This is a genomic window from Dactylosporangium darangshiense (genome assembly GCF_039537565.1).
GTDB lineage: Bacteria > Actinomycetota > Actinomycetes > Mycobacteriales > Micromonosporaceae > Dactylosporangium > Dactylosporangium darangshiense.
The window spans coordinates 69,298-88,550 of the sequence record NZ_BAABAT010000031.1; the positions used below are offsets into that span (position 1 = coordinate 69,298).

At 75.5% G+C, this 19,253-nt stretch carries 14 protein-coding genes; 9 read left to right on the forward strand and 5 right to left on the reverse strand.

The window, feature by feature from the left end:
- Positions 1 to 105 precede the first annotated feature (105 nt).
- Positions 106 to 1,056, reverse strand: coding sequence for a sugar phosphate isomerase/epimerase family protein (locus tag ABD901_RS39675; RefSeq protein ID WP_345135432.1), 951 nt, complete (start codon positions 1,054 to 1,056; stop codon positions 106 to 108).
- 159 nt (positions 1,057 to 1,215) lie between these two features.
- On the opposite strand from ABD901_RS39675, the gene ABD901_RS39680 reads away from it, so the two are divergent.
- From ABD901_RS39680 to ABD901_RS39705, 6 genes are all read left to right on the forward strand, one after another.
- Complete coding sequence (locus ABD901_RS39680) at positions 1,216 to 1,644, forward strand: MarR family winged helix-turn-helix transcriptional regulator (protein ID WP_345135434.1); 429 nt, start codon at positions 1,216 to 1,218, stop codon at positions 1,642 to 1,644.
- A 9-nt stretch (positions 1,645 to 1,653) separates the two neighbouring features.
- Entirely contained in the window at positions 1,654 to 2,868 is a 1,215-nt protein-coding gene (locus ABD901_RS39685) for an epoxide hydrolase family protein (RefSeq protein ID WP_345135437.1), read from the forward strand.
- Between the two features lie 24 nt (positions 2,869 to 2,892).
- Positions 2,893 to 3,330 (forward strand): VOC family protein, encoded by a 438-nt coding sequence (locus ABD901_RS39690; RefSeq protein WP_345135440.1) that lies wholly within the window; start codon positions 2,893 to 2,895, stop codon positions 3,328 to 3,330.
- 49 nt (positions 3,331 to 3,379) lie between these two features.
- Positions 3,380 to 5,860 (forward strand): hypothetical protein, encoded by a 2,481-nt coding sequence (locus tag ABD901_RS39695; protein ID WP_345135442.1) that lies wholly within the window; start codon positions 3,380 to 3,382, stop codon positions 5,858 to 5,860.
- A gap of 77 nt (positions 5,861 to 5,937) precedes the next feature.
- Complete coding sequence (locus ABD901_RS39700) at positions 5,938 to 9,321, forward strand: ATP-binding protein (RefSeq protein WP_345135444.1); 3,384 nt, start codon at positions 5,938 to 5,940, stop codon at positions 9,319 to 9,321.
- 49 nt (positions 9,322 to 9,370) lie between these two features.
- Positions 9,371 to 10,720 (forward strand): FAD-binding oxidoreductase, encoded by a 1,350-nt coding sequence (locus ABD901_RS39705; protein WP_345135445.1) that lies wholly within the window; start codon positions 9,371 to 9,373, stop codon positions 10,718 to 10,720.
- A gap of 57 nt (positions 10,721 to 10,777) precedes the next feature.
- Here the strand turns inward: ABD901_RS39705 and ABD901_RS39710 are convergent, their stop codons facing one another.
- A complete protein-coding gene (locus tag ABD901_RS39710) occupies positions 10,778 to 12,109 on the reverse strand; it encodes an MFS transporter (RefSeq protein WP_345135447.1) in 1,332 nt (443 codons plus the stop codon).
- An 84-nt stretch (positions 12,110 to 12,193) separates the two neighbouring features.
- Here ABD901_RS39710 and ABD901_RS39715 point away from each other — a divergent pair, with 84 nt between their 5' ends.
- From ABD901_RS39715 to ABD901_RS39725, 3 genes are read left to right on the forward strand one after another with little or no spacing between them, the layout of a single operon-like run.
- A complete protein-coding gene (locus ABD901_RS39715) occupies positions 12,194 to 12,784 on the forward strand; it encodes an HIT family protein (protein WP_345135450.1) in 591 nt (196 codons plus the stop codon).
- Between the two features lie 24 nt (positions 12,785 to 12,808).
- Complete coding sequence (locus ABD901_RS39720; protein ID WP_345135452.1) at positions 12,809 to 14,425, forward strand: sugar ABC transporter permease; 1,617 nt, start codon at positions 12,809 to 12,811, stop codon at positions 14,423 to 14,425.
- A gap of 5 nt (positions 14,426 to 14,430) precedes the next feature.
- Positions 14,431 to 16,311: a caspase family protein gene (locus ABD901_RS39725; RefSeq protein WP_345135454.1), complete on the forward strand. Its 1,881-nt coding sequence runs from the start codon at positions 14,431 to 14,433 to the stop codon at positions 16,309 to 16,311.
- Here ABD901_RS39725 and trpD read toward each other — a convergent pair.
- The 3 genes from trpD to ABD901_RS39740 all read right to left on the reverse strand — a co-directional run bounded on the left by trpD (position 16,308) and on the right by ABD901_RS39740 (position 19,251).
- The gene (gene trpD, locus ABD901_RS39730) at positions 16,308 to 17,375 is read right to left on the reverse strand and encodes an anthranilate phosphoribosyltransferase (RefSeq protein ID WP_345135456.1); all 1,068 of its coding nucleotides are present in this window, start codon (positions 17,373 to 17,375) and stop codon (positions 16,308 to 16,310) included. The genes ABD901_RS39725 and trpD overlap by 4 nt on opposite strands.
- Positions 17,376 to 17,488: 113 nt before the next feature.
- Positions 17,489 to 18,172, reverse strand: a complete 684-nt coding sequence (locus tag ABD901_RS39735; RefSeq protein WP_345135458.1) for a response regulator — start codon at positions 18,170 to 18,172, stop codon at positions 17,489 to 17,491.
- Positions 18,169 to 19,251, reverse strand: coding sequence for a sensor histidine kinase (locus ABD901_RS39740; protein ID WP_345135461.1), 1,083 nt, complete (start codon positions 19,249 to 19,251; stop codon positions 18,169 to 18,171). The genes ABD901_RS39735 and ABD901_RS39740 overlap by 4 nt, the downstream gene beginning before the upstream one ends.
- Between the last annotated feature and the right edge of the window lie 2 nt (positions 19,252 to 19,253).

The following is a 19,253-nucleotide window of genomic DNA, read 5'->3' on the forward strand; positions in this document are numbered from 1 at the left end:
CTGACGGCATGGTGATTGCTGGACATGCGGGACCGTGAGCACCCCGAGCCAGGCCTTCGCGCACCTGCGCTGACCAGCTGACCCGGGGTGCTCGACACCCTTCGGTCAGTAGCGCAGGGCGTCGAGGTACTGGAAGCCGTTGCGGGCCGTGGTCAGGGCGTCGGCGGGGACGCGGGGCGGGGTTCCGGCGTCGTCGCGCTCGATGATGTACTCGGCGATGCCGGCCTCGCGGGCGTGTGCGAAGATCCGGCCGAAGTCGATCAGGCCGGAGCCCGCGTCCTCGAAGCTGCGCGCCGTGTTCAGGTCCTTCACGTGGACCTGGCGGATGCGGCCGCGGTGCTTCGCGATCAGGTCGACCGGGTCCGCGGCGCCGACCCACGCCCAGAACAGGTCGACCTCCAGGTGGACCAGCGACGGGTCCGTCTCCGCGGTCAGGATGTCGTAACCGGTGCGCTGGCCACCGTCCTGGCGGGTGAACTCCAGGTTGTGGTTGTGGTAGCCGAAGTCGATGCCCGCCCGCCGGGCCAGGGCGCCGGCGCGGTTGAGGTCGCGGGCCATCGCGTGGTACAGCGCCGAGTTGCGGATCGGCTGCCCGGTGCTCGCGTCGATGCCGAAGAACGGGTGCACGATGTAGCGGTTGCCGACGACGTTGGCGTCCTCGAGCGCCCGCTCCCAGGCGGAGGCGTCGAACGGCTGCGGGATGCCGACGTGGCCCGACGTGGCGCGGATGCCGGCGGCGTCCAGCGCGGCGCGGAACTGCGCGGCGCTGCGGCCGACGAAGCCGGCGTGCTCGATGCGGGTGTAGCCGATGCGGCGCAGCTCGGCCAGGCTGCCGTCGAGGTCGACATTGAGCTGGTCGCGCAAGGTGTACAGCTGCACGCTGATCTGCTCGCGCGGCACCCGCTGCGGTCGGCCGTGCTGCGCGTCGGACGCGGCGGCGTCGGACGCGGCGGCGGGTGCGGCGCCGAGCGACGCGCCGGCGGCCAGGGCGGCGGCCCCGGCGGTGGCGCCGAGGATCCGGCGGCGGGTCAGCGGTGTGGTGGCGGGGTCCTGCATGGCGGCATCGCCTCCCAGACTTTGTGACATTCGAATGCCTCAATGACTCGCCCGACGTTACCGAATCGCTCAATAGGACGGAACTTTTGTCGCGAAAGTCAAAAGTCCGGCCACCGGAAGTACATCAGAAAATGCATTAGTTTCTGTTACAGTTTGGCCGTGCCCGATGACGACCTCGACGTCGCCGAGCTGACCGGCGTGCTGGAGAGCTTCGTGCGGATGTTCATCCGGCTGCCGTCGATCCAGCGGCTGAGCTTCACGACGCTGTCCGTGCTGCACACCCTCGCCCGGCTCGGGCCCATGCGGCTGACCGAGCTCACCGCGAGCGAGCAGGTCACCCAGTCGGCGGTGACGCAGATCGTGACCAAGCTCGAGCGCGACGGGCTCGTCGAGCGCCGCCCCGACCCCAGCGACGGCCGAGCCGTGCTCGTGCGCATCACGCCGGCCGGCGCCGCGATCGTCGACGGCCGCCGCGACGACCGCATCGGGCACCTGCGCAGGCTCGTGGCCGGCCTCAGCGCGCAGGAGCGTGCGGCGATCGCGCACGCGCTGCCGGCCCTCGCCCACATCACGCAACTGCACGAATAGAGGCCCCGGATGTCGTTCCCCCTCACGCCGGCCCCGATCCACGTGGACGACGACGTCCTCGACGACCTGCGCCGCCGCCTCGAGCTGACCCGCTGGCCCGACGGCCCCGGCTACGACGACCCGCACTACGGCGTGCCCCGCGCGCGGCTGCGGGAGCTCGTCGAGTACTGGCGCGACGCGTTCGACTGGCGCCGCGCCGAGCGGGCCATCAACGCCTACGAGCACTACCGCGTCGAGGTGTCCGGCGTGCCGATCCACTTCATGCGCCGCCCCGGCGCCGGCCCCGACCCGCGCCCGCTGATCCTCAGCCACGGCTGGCCGTGGACGTTCTGGCACTGGTCGCGGGTCGTCGACCCCCTCGCCGACCCGGCCGCGCACGGCGGCGACCCGGCCGACGCCTTCGACGTCATCGTCCCGTCGCTGCCCGGCTTCGGCTTCTCCGGCACCCGGCCCGGCATGAACTTCTCCGCCATGGCCGACCTGTGGCACGAGCTGATGACCGGGGTGCTGGGCTTCCCGCGGTACGCCGCCGCCGGCTGCGACGTGGGCGCGCTCGTCACCGGGCAGCTCGGCCACAAGTACGCGCAGGAGCTGTACGGCATCCACATCGGCTCGGGTCAGAAGCTCACCATGTTCAACGGCGACCGCGGCTGGGACCTCAGCGGCGGACGGCCGATCCCCGCCGGCCTGCCCGCGCCGGTACACGCCGAGCTCCTCGCCTTCGAGAAGCGCTTCGCGGTCCACCTGGCCGCGCACGTCCTCGCACCGCACACCCTCGCCTACGGCCTGCACGACTCCCCCGCCGGCATGCTGTCGTGGATCCTGGAGCGCTGGGCGGCCTGGAGCGACAACGGCGGCGACATCGAGACGGTCTTCTCGAAGGACGACCTGCTCACGCACGCCACCATCTACTGGGTGACGGGCACGATCGGCACGTCCATACGCACGTACGCCAACAACAACCGCTACCCGTGGACCCCGTCGCACGAGCGCACCCCAGCGGTCGAGGCCCCGACGGGCATCACCTTCGTCGCCTACGAGAACCCGCCGGGCGTTGCGACGTCGGGCCGGGTCGAGTACTTCCTGGGCACCGACCGCGCGCCCTGGTACAACCACGTGAACCTCACCGCACACGACCGCGGCGGCCACTTCATCCCGTGGGAGACGCCGACCGAGTGGGTGGACGACCTGCGACGGACGTTCCGGCTCGCCTGGCAGGTCTGAGCCGCGCGCGACAGACTGGCCGGCATGACGACGCCGTTCACCCTGACGTTCGACTGCGCGTCCCCGGCCCGGCTGGCCGCGTTCTGGTGCGAGGCCCTCGGCTACGTCGCGGCGTCGCCGCCGGCCGGGTTCGACAGCTGGGAGCAGTGGCTGCGGCACTTCGCGGTGCCCGAGGACGAGTGGGACGACGGCACCGCGATCGAGGACCCGTCCGGCCTCGGGCCGCGGATCTCGTTCCTGCGGGTGCCCGAGCCGAAGACCGCCAAGAACCGGGTCCACCTCGACGTGCAGGCCGGCGGCGGGCGGGCGGTGCCGTGGGAGACCCGCTGGCCGCGCGTGCAGGCCAAGGTCGCCGCGCTCGTCACGGCCGGCGCCACCGTGCAGGCCGAGGTCGACCTCGACGGCCGGCCCGACCACGTCGTGCTCACCGATCCGGAGGGCAACGAGCTCTGCGTCGTGTGAACCGGCCGGGGCAGCGCCCGGCGCCGTGGCGCTGGCATCATGCCTCGTCATGGACGAGCTGTGGGGCCCGGCGCGGGAGCGGATCGACGGCGGCGACCTGGACGGGCTCGCCGACGTCCTCGCCGCGGCCACGCCCGTCGGGCGCGCGGCCCTCGTCGCGGTGCTCGAGGCATACGAGCCGCCCACCGACACCGTCCCGGAAGGCATCGAGGCCATGCGGGCGTACCTCGGCAACCCCGACTCCCACCTGTGGGACCCCGGCAGCGGCCGGGAACGGTGGCAGCTCACGCACGCCGCCCAGCAGCAGGCCCACCGGATCAACCAGACCCGGCGCGCGGCCAAGGCGATGGCAATCGCCGCCGGCCTGGCGCGGGCCGGCGACGTCGTCAAGGCCGCCAACCGGCGCTGGCCGGCCGAGCCGCTGCCGCTGAGCGCCGAGGCCGCCGGCCCGCTGCTGCGCATCCGCGGCGCCGCCTGGTGCGCCACCGTCGGGCGCGGCCTGGCGAAACGGGCGCGCTCCGGCTCGGCGCCGTGGGCGCTCACCGAGGCGCTGCTGCGCGCCGGCGGCGAGGACCTGCCGGACGAGCCCGCGGCCGTCGCCGAGTACGTGCGGCTGTGGCGCGGCCAGCCGCTCGCCGACATCCTCGCCGAGGACCCGTGGTTTCCCAGGGCGCTGCCGTACATCTTCGACGACGACCGCGTCGCCGAGGCGTTCGGCGACGTGTACGCCGGGCCCGCCTGGCGCCCGGCGCTGCTCGAACTGACCGCGACCGAACGCCTGCCGCGCGAGACCCTCATCGCCGGGTGCCTGCGCCGCCTCGCCACCGGCGGCCGGCCGGGCCTGCTGGCGCCGTTCCTGTCGCTGCTCGGCGACCTCGCGCCCACCGCCGACGAGCTGGCCGCGCACCGCGGGCAGCTGGTCGGCCTGCTCGCCGCGCCCGGCTCGACGGTCGCCGGGTTCGCACACACCGGGCTCATCGCCGTGCACGGGGTCCGGCCGCTCGAGCCCCTGGAGCTCGCCGACGTCACCGCGGCCATGCTGATCCGCCCGGAGAAGAAGCTCGTCCGCGCCCACGTGGCCTGGCTGCGCCGGCTGCCGCTCGACGACCTGCTGCCCGACCTCGCCGAGGCCCTCGCCGACGGCGTCCAGCACCCCGCGCCCGACCTCGCCGGGCTCGTCCTCGACCTCGTCGAGCCCCGCCTGTCCAGGCTACCGGCGGGCACGCGGGAGCGGATGCTGGCCGAGGTACCGGCGATGGAGGGCGAGATCGGCGAACGCCTCGCCGCCCTGCTCGGCGTCGCGCCCGCCGCGCCCGAGGCCGGCCCCGCCCTCGTCGCCGACCTGCCCGGCGCGATGCCGCCGCCGCTGGACCTCGACGACCTCGTCATGGAGCTGCCCGCCTGGCTCGCCGACCACGTTGACCCGCTGCGGCACGAACTGGTCCTCGACGGCCTCGTCCGGGCCGCCCGCGGCGACCGGGAGGCGACGGCCCGCGCCCTGGCGAGCGTGCAGCCGGCGTGGCAGGGCCTGCTGCCCTCGGTGGTCGGGGCCGCGGCCGGGCAGCCCGTCGTCGATCCCCGGCAGTTGTCGGCCCGCGGATGGCAGCCGCTGACGCTGTTCGTCAACTCGCGCACCGCCGAGCTCGCCCGGCGCCTGGACTGCGACCCGCCCGCCGCCCTGCTGGCGTTCCCGGCCACGACCGCCGGTCACGTCGACCCCGGCCGCGTGCTGTCACTGCTCGCCGCGGCCGAGCGCGACGGGTGGGCGCCCGGCCACGCCGACCTCACGCAGGCGCTGCTGCGGCTCCCCCGCGAGATCGACCCCGCCGTCGGCAAGAGCGCGGCGCGGCTGCGCTCGGCCGCGGGCCGGACGTTCGCCGAGTGGGTCGGGCGCGAGCCCTCGGACCCGGCGGTGTGGATCGAGGACGCGCCGCTGCGCGGCGTTGGACCCGCGGTGCGCCTCGCCTGCCTCGAGGTGGGCACGCTGCCCGAGGAGATCGCCGACACGCGCGCGGCGCGAGAGCGGGTCATCTACGGGCGGCCGGCCCACGACATCGTCCTGTGGCCGATGATCACGCCGTCGCACCGCGAGATCGCCGCCGCGCACCTGACCCCGCAGGTCGCGGACCGCACCGACTCGGGCAACCTCGGCACCGCCGTGCTGGCCGGGCTGACCGCCGCCGGCGGGCCGCACGGGCCGGCGACGGCGCTCGTCCTGGCGTACACCCTGGCGAACCACCGCACCGACGTGCGCCTCGCCGCGGCGGACGCGCTGCTGGCCCTGGCCGCCCGCCCCGGATTCGACGGCACCGCGACCGGCGAGCAGATCGCCGCGCTCGTGACCTCGGGGCGGACCGTGCTGCGGCGGGTGGTCGCGCCGCTGACCGAGGCGATGCGCGGCGGCGCCCATCGCGCGGTGGCCGAGGTGACAGCCGCCGCGCTGCCGGCGCTGCAGGCCGGCCCGAAGCGGCAGGGCCTGCCCGACCTGGTCCGCCTCGACGAGGCCGCCCGCAAGCGCCGCACGACCTAGCAGGGTCGTCCGTCCGGGGACGGTTCGAAGATCGCTCGGCTGATCTGCCCGGTCGCCGGGAAAGCTATCGTGGCCCGGTGGCGCGGCTCGACTTTCGGATCCTCGGCCCGATCGAGGCGCGGACGCCAACCGGCGAGGCGATCGACCTCGGCGCCCGCAAGCAGCGGGCGGTGCTGGCGATGCTCCTGCTCGAGCCCGGTCGCGTGGTCTCGGTCGACCGTATCGTCGACGGCCTGTGGGCCGGCGAGGCGCCGTCGAGCGCGACCGGGACCCTGCAGGCGTACGTCTCGCAGCTGCGCCGCGCCCTGGAGCCCGACCGGCCGCCGCGCACGCCGCCGGCGGTGCTGCTCACCCGGGATCCGGGGTACCTGCTCGCGGTCGAGGGCGAGCAGGTCGACGCCGTGCGCTTCGCCGCCCGTGTCGAGGCGGCCCGCCGGGGCCTCGACCGCAGCGACCTGACCGCCGCCGAGCGGTTGCTGGGCGAGGCGCTGGCCGAGTGGCGCGGCGAGGCGCTGGCCGACCTCGCCGAAGAGGCGTTCGCGGCCGCGGCCGTGGTTCAGCTCGACGAGGTGCGCAACGCCGCGCTGGAGGACCTGGTCGAGGTCTGGCTCGGCACCGGGCGCAACGGCGCGGCGATCGCGCAGGCGCAGGCGATGCTGGATCGCCAGCCCTTCCGCGAGCGGTCGTGGGGCCAGCTGATGCTCGCGCTGTACCGCGAGGGCCGGCAGGCGGACGCCCTGGCCGCATTTCGCCGTGCCCGCACGCTGCTGGCCGGGGAGCTGGGGCTGCCGCCCGGGCCGGAGCTGCGCGCGCTCGAGGGGGCGATTCTGCGCCACGAACCTTCCCTGGCGGCACCGGCGGCGCGGGAGGCGCGCAGCGTCGCCGGGACCGCCGCACCGGCGGCGCCGGATGCCGCCGAGCCGCTCGTCGGCCGCGGCGGCGACGTGCGGCGCATCGCCGAGCGCATCGCACTGACACGGGGCGGGGCCGGCGGCGTACTGCTCGTCGCGGGCGAGGCCGGCCTCGGCAAGTCCCGCCTGGCCGAGCGGGCGACCCAGGTCGCCGCCGAGCACGGCCTCGTCGTGGCCTGGAGCCGATGCGCCGAGGCGAGCGCCACGCCCGCCTTCTGGCCATGGGCGCAGGTGCTGCGCGCCCTGCCGGAGCCCGGCGCCGGGCAGGACCTGCTCGACGTGCTCACCGGGCGGGACGAGAACCGCTGGCGCGCCGAGGACCCGGATACCGCCCTGTTCCATCTGCACGAGGCGGTGGCGGGCACCCTGCGCGCACACGCCGAGGCCCGGCCGCTGTTCCTCGTCATCGACGACCTGCACGTCGCCGACGCCTCGTCCCTGCAGCTGCTGGCGCACCTCGCGCCCGCGCTGCACCGCCTGCCGATCCTGGTGCTCGCCACACTGCGCCCCGAGGCGGCCGACGCCAACCCGGCGCTGCGCGGGACGCTGGCGCTGCTGGCCAAGGAGCGCGGCGCCGAACGGCTGCGGCTGAGCGCGCTGACCACCGACGACATCGCCGAGTACACCGGCCACGCGCCGGGCTACCGGGGCGGCCACGGCGGCGCGGTCGCGGCCGCGCTGCTGGAGCGCACCGGTGGCAACCCCTTCTACCTCAAGGAGCTGTTGCGGCTGCTGGACAGCGAGCACCCGGACGGCTGGGGCAGCGCGCAGGCGGTGGCCGGGTCCGAGGTGCCGGAGAGCGTGCGGGACGTCATCATGCGGCGCCTGTCGCGGCTGCCCGAACGCACCGGCGCACTGCTGCAGACCGCCGCGGTCATCGGGCGCGACGTCGACCTCCACCTGCTGCAGGCGGCCACCGAGGAGCAGGTCGAGCAGGTCATGGCGGACCTCGAGCCGGCGGTCGCGGCGGGTGTGCTGCTCGAGGTACCGCAGGGCTGGGATTATCGGTTTTCTCACGCCCTCGTGCGGGACACCGTCTACAGCGGCCTGAGCCGCCTGCAGCGGGCCCGGCTGCACCGCAAGGTCGGCGAGGCGCTGGAAGCCTTCGACCGCCCCGACGACCCCGACCTGCTCGGGGGCCTGGTGCATCACTTCACGATGGCCGCGCGGCTGGGCGTCGCGGAGCGTGCGGTGCGCTACGCAACCCGCGCGGCCGAGCTGTCGATGGCGCAGCTGGCCTTCGAGGAGGCCGCCCGGTACCTCGAGTCCGCTCTCGGCGCGCTGGACCCGACCGGGCGGGGCGCCGCCGAGCAGCGGTGCCGCCTGCTGGTGAAGCTCGGCGTCGCCCGGCGCGCCGTGGGCGACGTGGCCGGCACCCGCACGGTGCTCGACGAGGCGTTGACCCTGGCCCGGCAGCTCGGCGACGACGAGCTGGCAACGGACGCGGCGACGCTGTTCGGCGGGGTGACCCTGTGGGCGTGGCGGCCGTATCTGACTGTGGACGAGCGCATGGTGGGCATCCTGCGGGACCAGCTGGACCGGCTGGACCCGGACGACGGCTACCGTCGCGCGGTGCTGCTCGGCACGCTCGCCGTCGAGCTGTACCACAGCCCCGAACGCGAGCTCGGCGAGGCGCACGCCGCGGAGGCGGTGCGCCTGGCGCGCGGGCTGGGCGACCCCGAGCTGCTGGCCCGGACGCTGAACAACCACTGGAACGTCGCGTGGGTGCCGCACCGGGAGCCGGAGCGCCGCGCCATGGTCGACGAGCTGCTCGCGATCGCGCCGCTGCCGCGCACCGTCGATGTGACCGCACGGCTGCACCGGATGATGACCGAGGTGAACGCGGGCGACATCGCCGCGTTCGACGCCGACCTCGCCCGCTGCGTGCGCCTGGTCGAGGACATCCGCACGCCGGTCCTTCCGGCCCAGGTGCGCTACGCGCAGGCCGGGCGTGCGATGCTGGCCGGCCGTTGGGCGGAGGGCGAACGGCTGGTCGGCGAGGCGTTCGCGCTCCAGGAACACACCAGCCTGTGGGGCGCACACTGGATCCGGCTGGCGTTGCTGTACACCAGCCGTCGTTTCCAAGGCCGCCCGGGCGACCTTCGCGACGAGCTGGTGCGCCGCGCCGACGAGCCGCTGCTGGAGCTGCTGCGCCCGACCGCCGTGCTGGCCTGCTGCGAGTCCGGCGACGAGAACCTGGCCCGGGCGCTGGTCGAGCGCTGGGGCGCCGCGCGGGAGCAGTTGTGGGGCTGGGAGTTCGTGGCGTTCCAGTGGGGGCTGATCGCCGCACGCCTGGGCGCCCCGGACCCGCGCGAGCTCTACGACGAGATCGAGCCCTTCGCAGAGCGCTGCTGCACCGTCGGCTCCTCGTCCGCGACCTGGGGCTCGCTGCACTTCGTCCTCGCCGAACTGGCCGCCCGGCTGGGCGAGCGCGACGCGGCGCTGCGCCACGCACGCTCGGCCCGCGCCGTGCACGAGCGGCTCGGCGCGGCGCACCTGATCGCGGCGAGCGACGCGCAGCTGGCGGCCCTAGCGGCGCCCAAGCACTGACCAAGCGCCGACCAACTGCCGTACAACCGGGTCCCGGCACCGTGTCGGCATGACCATCGCACGAATTGATCTCCCGGCCACGGCCGGGCCCGTCTTTGTTCCGGGCGACGAGGGCTACGCGGCCGAGGTCGCGTCCTGGAACGTCGCCCATCGGCACGAGCCGCTCGCCGTCGTCGGCGCCACCAGCGCCCAGGACGTCGCGGCGGCGGTGCGCTGGGCCGGCGCACACGGCCTGCCGGTCGCGGTCCAGGCGACCGGGCACGGCGCGGTGCGCCCGGTGACCGGCGGCCTGCTGATCAGCACCCGCCGGATGAGTACCGTCTCCGTTGACCCCGCGGCGCGCACGGCCCGCGTGGGCGCGGGCGCGCGCTGGTCGCAGGTCGTCGAGGCCGCCGCGGTCCACGGCCTGGCCCCGCTGAACGGCTCTTCCAGCCACGTCGGGGTGGTCGGCTACACGCTCGGGGGCGGCGCCGGCCCGCTGGGGCGCCGGTACGGCTTCGCCGCCGACCACGTCCGCTGCGTCGAGATCGTCACGGCGGACGGGGCGCTGCGCACCGTCGACGCCGACCACGAGGCCGACCTGTTCTGGGCCGTCCGTGGCGGCAAGGGCAACTTCGGCGTCGTGACCGAGATCGAGTTCGGCCTGTTCGAGGTACCCGGGTTCTTCGGCGGGGGCATCTACTTCCCCGGCACCCACGCCGCGGAGGTCCTGCACGCCTACCGGGCGTGGAGCGCCGGGCTGCCGGAGGAGATGAGCTCGTCGGTGGCCCTGCTGCGGCTGCCGCCCCTGCCGCAGCTGCCCGAGCCGCTGCGCGGTGCGTACGTCGCGCACCTGCGGGTGGCATATCTGGGCACCCCCGAGGACGGCGACAAGCTGCTCGCGCCGATGCGCGCCGCCGCGCCCGCGCTCATCGACGACGTGTCGTGGCTGCCGTACTCCGCCGTGGACGCCGTGCACCGGGACCCGGTCGACCCGATGCCGTCGCGGGACCGCGGCGTGCTGCTGGGCGAGCTGACCGCGCGGACCGTCGAGCACGTGCTGGAGGTCGCCGGCCCGCAGGTGGACGTACCGCTGATCATGGTGGAGGTCCGCCATCTCGGCGGTGCGTTCGCCCGGCCGCCGGCCGTCCCCAACGCCGTCAGCGGGCGCGGCGCGCAGTACTCGCTGTTCGTCATCGGGCCCGGCCTGCCCGAGCTGACGCCGGTCGTGGACGCGGTCACCGACCGGGTGCTCGCCGTCGAGACGATGCCGGGCGGCCTGATCAACTTCTCCGGCCACGCCGGGCCGGAGGCGCTGCTGGCCAACTGGGCGCCGGCCGACCGGGACCGGCTGCTGCGCATCAAGCACTCCTACGACCCGACGAACGTCTTCTCCGGCGGCCAGGCGCTGGTCGGATAGCTTCACCCGGGCGGGAATGTGACCGGCACAGCCTGGCCGGTCACATTCTTGCGGGACCTATTCGGCGGCGTAGCGGCGGCTCAGGCGCCGGTACGGCCGGGAGCGCAGCGCCAGGGCCGTGGCGAACACGCCGACCACGCCGGTGAGCACGAAGACGAGGGCGATGCCGCGGTCGGCGCCGGTGCCGAACCAGCCGCCGATCGCGCGGGCGCCGAGCCCGTCGGTCATGAACGGGATGAACACGAACTGCGCGACCGGCGAGATGAGGAACGCGGTCAGCGGCGACGCGGACTGCTCGACGCTCTGCGCGAAGCCGAACACCCGGCCCTGCCGCTCGTACGGCACGACCTTCTGCAGGATCGTCTGCTCCGCCGCCTCGGCGTAGGGCACCAGGAGCATGTAGACGTACATCCCGGCGGCGAGCAGCACGATCGAGGAGCGCAGCGGGAACAGCAGCGTCACCGCCCACAGCACCAGGTTGACCGCCAGCAGCAGCCACACCGGGTTGCGCCCCAGGCCGGTGCGGGCGACGAGCAGGCCGCCGACGATGAAGCCGGTGCTCAGCACGCCCCACAGCAGGCCCCACGCCCGCACGGAGACCAGCGACAACCCGTAGGCGTCCATGAGAGCCATGAACACCCCGCCGAGCAGGTTGTTGAAGGCGGAGAAGACGATGAGCGCGCCGAGGCCGGGCACCTGCGACACGACCCGCAGCGTGCCGCGCAGGTCGACGCGGCCCCGCCCGGGCTGCGCCGTGTCCGCCGCGCCGTCCACGGTGGAGGGTGCCCGCTCGTCGAAGCGCACCGCGGCGAGGTGCGCCAGGGCCGCGACCAGCACGGCCAGGGCGACGACGAGGACCCAGGTCATGCCGCCGGCGGCCACGAGCACGCCGCTGATCACCGACGTGACCAGGAACGACACCCCGGAGGCGGTGCCGACCAGGCCGTTGGCGCGGTCGCGGCCGTCCTCGGCGATGAGGGCGGTGACGAGCGTCGGCAGGGCGATGGTGCGGATGTTGCCGGCGATGACGCCGAGCATGAGCAGCACGATGAGCACCCACAGCCGCACGGCCGCCGGGTCCTGGAACGCGCCCTCGGGCGCGGTGGCGTAGAGGGCGAGCGCGGCGGCGTACAGCAGCAGCGACACCCCGGCCGAGGCCTGCATCATCGCCTTCTTGCCGTGGTGGTCCACGAGGCTGCCGAACCAGATCCCGGTCAGCGCGGTGAGCACCAGGAAGATGCCGGACACGACGCCGGTGGCGAACACCGAACGGGTCTGCAGGAACACGTAGAACGTGATCGCGAACCAGACCGTGAAGTTGGTGACGGACACCAGCAGGGTATTCACGAGCAGGTGGAAGAACGCCGCCCGATCGCCGCGAATGTTCATCGTCCGACCGTATGACCTGAACCCGGGTTGATGTCCACCGGGATTGCGGCCGGCGACGGGCGAGTCCTTTGTAGGGTGTTCGGCATGGTTGATCGTTTTCTGACCCACCTGCCGATCGGCGGGCCGTCCGTGCCGTTCGAAGGCGGCATCCCCGGCTGGGAGATCTTCCCGTTCACCGGCGACCTGCACGTGAAGCCGCTCGAGGAGCCGGTGCTGCCCGAGCCGGCCCGCGACGGCGAGGACGGCCCCGAGTCGTGCTCGACCTGCCGGGACCCGATGCGCAACGTGGTGTGGAGCGACGAGCACTGGCGGCTGCGGCACCTCGGCGGGCCCTCCGCGGTACCGATGACGCTGCTGCTGTGGCCCGCCGGGCACTACGACTCCTCCGACCTGCCGCCGGAACGGGCCGCCGAGCTGTTCCCTCTCGCGCAGCGCATCGAGCGGGCCATGACGGCCCTGGGCGGCGTAGCCCGGGTGCACATGATGAAGGTCGGCGACGGCGCCGCACACCTGCACCTGTGGTTCATGGCCCGCCCCGCCGGCCTCGGCCAGCTGCGCGGCAGCTGCCTGGCGCTGTGGGACGACATCCTGCCCAAGCAGGACGAGGCGCAGTGGCGCGCGGCCCTGGCCGAGGTGGCCGCGGCCCTCGCCGCCGACGGCGGCACCGCGCATTGACCCCGGTACGTCTAGGGTGGCGGGATGGCTGATCCCGTCGCGCTCCAGCCCGTCCCCCCGCCGGCCGCGCCGCCGAGGCCGGCCTGGCGGGTGGTCCTCGGGCTCGTGCTCGCCCTGCCGGCGTTGGTGCTGCTGCTGACCTCCTACGTCGAGCCGCTGATCTGGACCGTCCGTTCCAGCTTTCAGAAGCTGAGCCTGATCCGCTCGACCGGCGGCGAGTCCGTCGGCTTCGACAACTACAGCGCCGTGTTCGACAAGGGCCTCGGCACCGGCATCGGCCGGGCGCTGCTGTTCGCGGTCGTGCCGCTGCTCGTGGTGCTGCTGCTCGCGCCGTTGCTGGCGTGGCTGGCGCACCGCGGCGGCACCGCCGGGCGCTGGGCCGCGCGCGGGCTGCTCGCCCTGCCGCTGGCCGCCTACGCGCCGACCGCCGCGGCCGCCGGGCCGATGGCCGCGGCGTGGGAGGACCACTCCGGGGCGCCGTCGGCGTTCGCCGTGTACTGGCTCGGCGGCTTCGGCCTGGCCGCGGCCCTCGGCGTCACGCTCTACCTCGCGGCGCTGCGCCGCCGCACGCCGCAGCACAGCCCGCTGCCCGGGCTGCTCGTCGCCGCCGGCATCGGTGCCCTGGCGGTCGTTGCGGTCGCGCTGCAGGCGTTCACCGCGCCCTATGTCGTCGGCGAGCAGCGCGACGAGCTGACCCCGGCGATGCAGATGTACCAGGAGGCGTTCGTCTACGCGAAGTTCGGCACCGCCGCCGCCGTGTCCACCGTGCTGCTGCTCGTGCTCATGGTGTTCGGCGTCGCCGCCACGCTGCTGCTGGTCCTGACGCGCACGCGCCTCGAGTACGACGACGAAGGCCCGCCGGCCGGCGCGCCCCGCCCGAGCGCCGCCCCCGTCTTCCTCGCCGTCGCCGGCGTGCTCGCGCTGATCGTGCTCGCCGTGAGCTGGCTCGGGCTCGGCGACTGGCTCACCCGCATCACCGACGGCGGCGAGCCGCCCCGCGACCTCGCCAATGTCGGCATCAACACCTGGCTGCCGCCGGTCGTCTCCGCCGCCGTCGGCGTCACCGTCGCCGCCCTCGCCGCCGTCGGCATCAGCGGCCTGCGCCCCCTCGGCCGGCACAGCGAGTGGCTGCTGATGCCGTTCGGGCTGTTCCTGTTCGTCGGCGTGACCCCGCTCGCGGTGCGCGCGTTCGCGGCCGGGCAGACCGCCGGGCGGCTCAACTCGTTCGTCGGGCTCATCCCGCCCAGCCGGGTCGCGATCCCGGCCCTGTTCGTCCTCGCGCTGCTGGTGCGCGGGCAGGTGCTGCGCCGCGAGACTTCGGTGCGCGAAGGTCGGGCGGTGCCGTGGGTTCGCACCATCCTGCCCGCGGTGCCGATGCTCGTCCTGGCGTACGTCGTGACGTGGTTCGTGTCGGCCCAGGACCTCGTGTGGGGGCTGCTGACCGGGTACGGCGAGCACTCCGACGCCCAGACCTACCTGGTCCAGGCGATGCGCGAGGCCCTGTACCGCGCCGGCGGAGGCCTGCCGTTCCGCTCGGTGCTGCCGCTGTGGGCGCTGGTCCTGCTCGTCCTCGTCGCCGTCGCCGCCCAGCTGGCCTACCTCGACCGCGTGGCACTGCGCGCCGGTCGCCGGGAGGACTAGCCGCGATGGACCATGCGCTGGTCGTCGGCTGCGACGCCTACCCGAACTCGCCCGGCGCCGACCTGCGCGGCGCCGTCGCCGACGCGCTCGCGGTGCGCGAGTGGCTGCTCGGCCCGGGCGGGGTCCCGGAGGCGAACGTGACCTGCCTGCTGTCGCCGAGCGGCGGCGGGCTGCAGCCGCCCGACGGCGTGGCTGCCGGCGCCGCGTCCGTCGTGCAGTTCGGCAAGGCCGTCGCGCGCCTGTCCCGGGTCGCGGCCGGGCCGGGAGACCGGCTGTTCGTGTACTTCGCCGGGCACGGCCTGCGCACCGACCCGTTCAACCCCGTCGTCGCGCACGACGCGCTGCTGCTGCACGACTTCGACCGCGAGGTGCCGCAGCCCGGCGCCGTCGGCGTGCAGGACCTGCTGAGCCGCCTGGAGCTGACCGCCTTCGGCGAGGTCGTGGTCGTCCTCGACGCCTGCCGCAACTTCCCGTTCCCGGAGCCGTTCCGCCTCGGCGGCCTCGGCTTCGACGGCCCCGCCGCGGCCGGCACGACGGCCCGGATCTACCTGCTGCAGGCGACCGAGCCCGGCAGCACCGCCCGCGGCCACGCCGTCGACGGCGTCGTCCGCGGCGACCTCACCCTCGCCGTCGTCGACGCGCTCAACGGCGTCGGCGCCGCGAAACACTTCGACGAGACCGCCGCCCGCCCGTACGTCGTGGACTGGGCCGGACTCACCCGCTACGTCGAGGCCGCCGTCCCCGACCAGGGCTCCCGCCCGCGCGGCGACGGCAACCCGGTCCTCGTCGCCTTCCCCGACGACGCGTTCGGCACGGTCGCGCTCACCGTCGAGGTCGACCCCGACACCGCGCGCACCGACCCGCTGCTGCAGGTCCGGGTCGCCTACGACGACCCGCGCCGGCCCGCGGAGCAGCAGGTCACCGGCGCAGGGCCGGCGCCGGTGCGGCTGAACGTCCCGCAGCGGCGCCACCGCGTCATCGCCTCGCTCGGCGAGCGCTGGGACCGCCGCGCCGTCGACGTGTACGCCGACACGACCGTCCGGCTGACCGTCGACGGCCCCGGCCCGGCGTCGCTGCGCCAGTTCACCCCCGAGCTGATGGTCAAGGGCGGCCCGGCCGAGGGCGCGCTGCGCGTCGTCGCCGACGACCCCTTCGCCCCGATGGAGCTGCGGACGCTGTCGGGCCGCACGGTCGCGTCCGCGGTCGGCGACCTGGCGGCGATCGTGCCCGCCGGGCAGTACACCGCGGCCGCGTTCGACGACGCCGCCCGCGAGCACCTGCAGCCCGTCGAGGTCCTGGCGTCCAACGAGGCGACGGTGGCGGTGCGGCTGCCCGGACCGGAGCTCACCGCGGTCCGGCACGCCCTGCGCCACCGCGATGCCGACCCCCGCCGCCAGGCGGTCGTCTGCGTCGTGACCGAACCGGGCGGCCTCGTGCCCGACCTGCCGTATCTCGGCGACGACCAGTACGCGCGCACGCTGCAGGACCCGCCGGACTGGGTGACGGTGTCGCTCGCCGGCCACACGCTGCGCGTCCCGCTCGCACCCGGCGCGATCGCGGTGCTGACCGCCCGGCAGGCCCCGCTGTCGGCGGCGTTCTACGACCTCGCCGACCTGGCCGAGGAGCGGGCGACGCTCCCCCTGGACCGGGCCCAGCGCCTGTACGCCGCCGGCCGCCGCCGGGCCGCCGCCCAGGTGCTGCGCGCCGCCCGCACCGGCCCGGGCCCGTCCCCGGTGCGCGCGGCGTTCGCCGAGGCCCTCGGCGCGCCGCCGGCGGACGGGGCCATGCGCCACGCGCTGGCCGCGAGGACCGACCCGGACGAGCGCGCGTTCCTGCTGCCGGCCGAGCCGTGGGCGGTCTTCCTCGACCGCCCCGACCCGACCTAGGCGTTCCGGCGCGACCGGGCAGCCGCGACCCAGCGCTCCAGCGTCGCGGCCGCGGCGCCCGAGTCGACGGCCGCGGCGCAGCGGTCCAGGTGCGGGCGCAGCCGCTCGGCCAGCGGGGCGTCGCCGTCGCCGGCCACGGTGAGGGCCGCGGCGGCGTTGAGCAGCACGGCGTCGCGGACCGGGCCGGGCTCGCCGGCGAGCAGGGCGTGCACGACGCGGGCGTTGGCGCCGGCGTCGCCGCCGCGCAGGGCGCCCGGCGCCGGCCGCGGAATGCCCAGCGCCGCCGGGTCGAAGGTCTCCCGGCGGGTCGTGCCGCCGCGGACGGTGTACACCTGCGAGGTGGTCGCGGTGCTGAGCTTGTCCAGGCCGTCGTCGCCGCGCACGACCAGGGCCCGGGCGCCGCGGGCGCGCAGCACCTCGGCGAGCAGGGGCAGCAGCCGCGCGTCGGCGACGCCGACGAGGCGGTGGGCGGGCCGTGCCGGGTTGATGAGCGGGCCGAGGGCGTTGAAGACGGTGGGCACGCCCAGCTCCCGGCGCACCGGTGAGGCGTGGCGCATCCCGGGGTGCACCTGCGCTGCGAAGAGGAACGTGATGCCCGCCTCCGTCGCCACCGCGGCGTGCCCGGCCGGCGGCAGATCCAGCGGTACCCCCAATTGCTCGACCAGGTCCGCGGACCCGGCGCTCGTCGCCGACGCGGCCCGGCCGCCGTGCTTGACCACGCGGGCGCCCGCGGCCGCGGCGACGATCGCGGCCATCGTCGAGATGTTCACGGCGTTCGTGCCGTCGCCGCCGGTGCCGGCGATGTCCAGCACCGGGCCGGGGACGGGCACGGCCGCGGCGGCGTCGAGCAGGGCGGTCGCGAATCCGCCGATCTCGGCCGCAGTCTCGCCCTTGGCGCGCAGCGCCACGAGCAGGGCGGCGAGCCGCGCGGGCGACGCATCGCCGCGCACCACCTGGCCCATGGCCCAGGCGGCCGCTTCGGCGCTCAGGTCGTGCCCGGCGAGCAGCCGGTGCAGCAGCGACGCCCAGGTGACGGGCGCGGCGTCGGTCAGCGTGTCGTGCATGTGCGGGGTGTCCCTCCGGTGCGGGGCCGTCGCGGGCGGGCCGGCACCGTGGACACGGAAACGGCCGCCCGGGCGAGGCGGCCGTGGATGGTGCATGACGAGGGTGGGCCGCCCTACGGGGCGCGCCACCAGCCGGTCATGCGCGTGGTCACGGCGACACTATACCGGCTACACAGGCCGCGGTCGCGCGCGTAGACGGCGGCCTGGGTGCGGTCGCGCAGCCCGAGCCGGCCCAGGATCCGCGAGACGTGGTTCTTCACCGTGCCCTCGCTGAGGTACACCCTCGCCGCGATCTCCCGGTTCGTGGCGCCGGTCGCGACGAGGCGCAGGATCTCCAGCTCCCGCGCGGTGAGCTCGGCCGGGGCGTCGGCGGGCAGCGCCGCGGCGAGCCGGCGGGCGACGCCGGCGTCCAGCGGCGCGACGCCGCGGTGCGCGAGGCGCACGGCGTCGGCGAGCTCGGCGGCGCCGAGGTCCTTGAGCAGGTACCCCTCCGCGCCGGCCCGCAGCGCCAGGGTCACGTACTGGTCGTCGTCGAACGTGGTGAGCATGACGACCCGGCAGCCGGGGCGGGCCTGGCGCAGCGCCCGGGTGGCCTCGACGCCGTCCAGCCCGGGCATCCGCACGTCCATCAGCACCACGTCGGGGTCGAGCTCGGCGGCCCGCTCGAGGGCCTCGTGCCCGTCGGCGGCCGTTCCGACGACCTCGATGCCGGGCTGGATGCCCAGCAGCGAGGCGATGCCGTCGCGGACCAGCTGCTGGTCGTCGACGACGAGGACGCGCACGACTGGCTCGGTCATGCCGCCGTCCGGGGCGCGGGGATCCGGACCGTCACCGTGACGCCCGGGTCGTTGCCGGCGATGTCGACGGTACCGCCGAGCAGCCGGACCCGTTCCCGCATGCCCTGCAGGCCGAAGCCGTCGCGCTGGGGCTGCGGCAGGCCGACGCCGTCGTCGGCGACGACGAGGCTCGCGCCGCCGCCGCGGAAGTCGGCCACGATGGACACGGTGGCGGCGGCGCCGTGCCGGCGGGCGTTGGTGAGCGCCTCCTGCGCGGCGCGGTAGACCGCCATGCGCACCGGCGGGTCGAGGGCCTCCTCGTCGCCGTCGACCTCGACGCTGACCCGCATCCGCTCGTCGCCGGCGTGGCGGGCCAGGTCGGCGAGGCTCAGCGGGGCGTCGCGCAGCGCCCGCACCGACTGGCGGACCTCCTCCAGGGCCCGCCGGGCCGACCAGCGGGCGTCGGCGATCGCCCGGCGCGCGGCGTCCTCGTCGCGGTCGCGGAACGCCTCGGCCTTCTCCAGCTGCACGGCGATGGCGGTGAGGTGGTGCCCGAGGCTGTCGTGGATGTCGCGGGCGAGCCGGTTGCGCTCCTGCGCGGCCGACAGCGCGGCGACGTCGAGCAGCGCCCGTTCGAGCTCGGCGCGGGCGTCCATCTCGCCGACCGCGACGGCCGCGATGGCCAGGGCGAGGGCGAGGCCGACGAGGTACATCAGCAGGTCCGGCACGTGCCCGCCGCCGGCCGCGGCGTAGTAGGCGGCCAGCGCCGCGGCGCCGGCCAGGCCGAGGGCGACGGCGACGCGGCGGCCGAAGGTGAAGTACGCGGCGAAGGGCACGACGATGACGAGGGCCCCGGTCAGCCCGCCGGCGTCGAACCGGGCCACGACGAGCAGCAGGGCGAGGCGGGCGGCCAGCAGCGCGGCGCCGCGCCGGCGGGAGGCGGGGCGCAGGTCGAGCGCCTCGACGCCGGCCAGCCCGAGCACGCCCGCGGCGAAGGCGGCCGAGGGCCAGCCGAGGGGCCGCGCGAACAGGCCGGCGACGAGGACCGCACCGCACAGCGCGAACGGCACCCAGCGGACGGGGCGGGCCGGCGCGGGCATGC

Bases quoted from the DNA above. Each gene is read 5' to 3' on its own strand.
- ABD901_RS39715 (WP_345135450.1), top strand. From the start codon at position 12,194: ATGGTTGATCGTTTTCTGACCCACCTGCCGATCGGCGGGCCGTCCGTG.
- ABD901_RS39705 (WP_345135445.1), top strand. From the start codon at position 9,371: ATGACCATCGCACGAATTGATCTCCCGGCCACGGCCGGGCCCGTCTTT.
- ABD901_RS39685 (WP_345135437.1), top strand. From the start codon at position 1,654: ATGTCGTTCCCCCTCACGCCGGCCCCGATCCACGTGGACGACGACGTC.
- ABD901_RS39675 (WP_345135432.1), bottom strand. From the start codon at position 1,056: ATGCAGGACCCCGCCACCACACCGCTGACCCGCCGCCGGATCCTCGGC.
- ABD901_RS39710 (WP_345135447.1), bottom strand. From the start codon at position 12,109: ATGAACATTCGCGGCGATCGGGCGGCGTTCTTCCACCTGCTCGTGAAT.
- ABD901_RS39720 (WP_345135452.1), top strand. From the start codon at position 12,809: ATGGCTGATCCCGTCGCGCTCCAGCCCGTCCCCCCGCCGGCCGCGCCG.
- ABD901_RS39735 (WP_345135458.1), bottom strand. From the start codon at position 18,172: ATGACCGAGCCAGTCGTGCGCGTCCTCGTCGTCGACGACCAGCAGCTG.
- ABD901_RS39690 (WP_345135440.1), top strand. From the start codon at position 2,893: ATGACGACGCCGTTCACCCTGACGTTCGACTGCGCGTCCCCGGCCCGG.
- ABD901_RS39695 (WP_345135442.1), top strand. From the start codon at position 3,380: ATGGACGAGCTGTGGGGCCCGGCGCGGGAGCGGATCGACGGCGGCGAC.
- ABD901_RS39740 (WP_345135461.1), bottom strand. From the start codon at position 19,251: ATGCCCGCGCCGGCCCGCCCCGTCCGCTGGGTGCCGTTCGCGCTGTGC.
- trpD (WP_345135456.1), bottom strand. From the start codon at position 17,375: ATGCACGACACGCTGACCGACGCCGCGCCCGTCACCTGGGCGTCGCTG.
- ABD901_RS39725 (WP_345135454.1), top strand. From the start codon at position 14,431: ATGGACCATGCGCTGGTCGTCGGCTGCGACGCCTACCCGAACTCGCCC.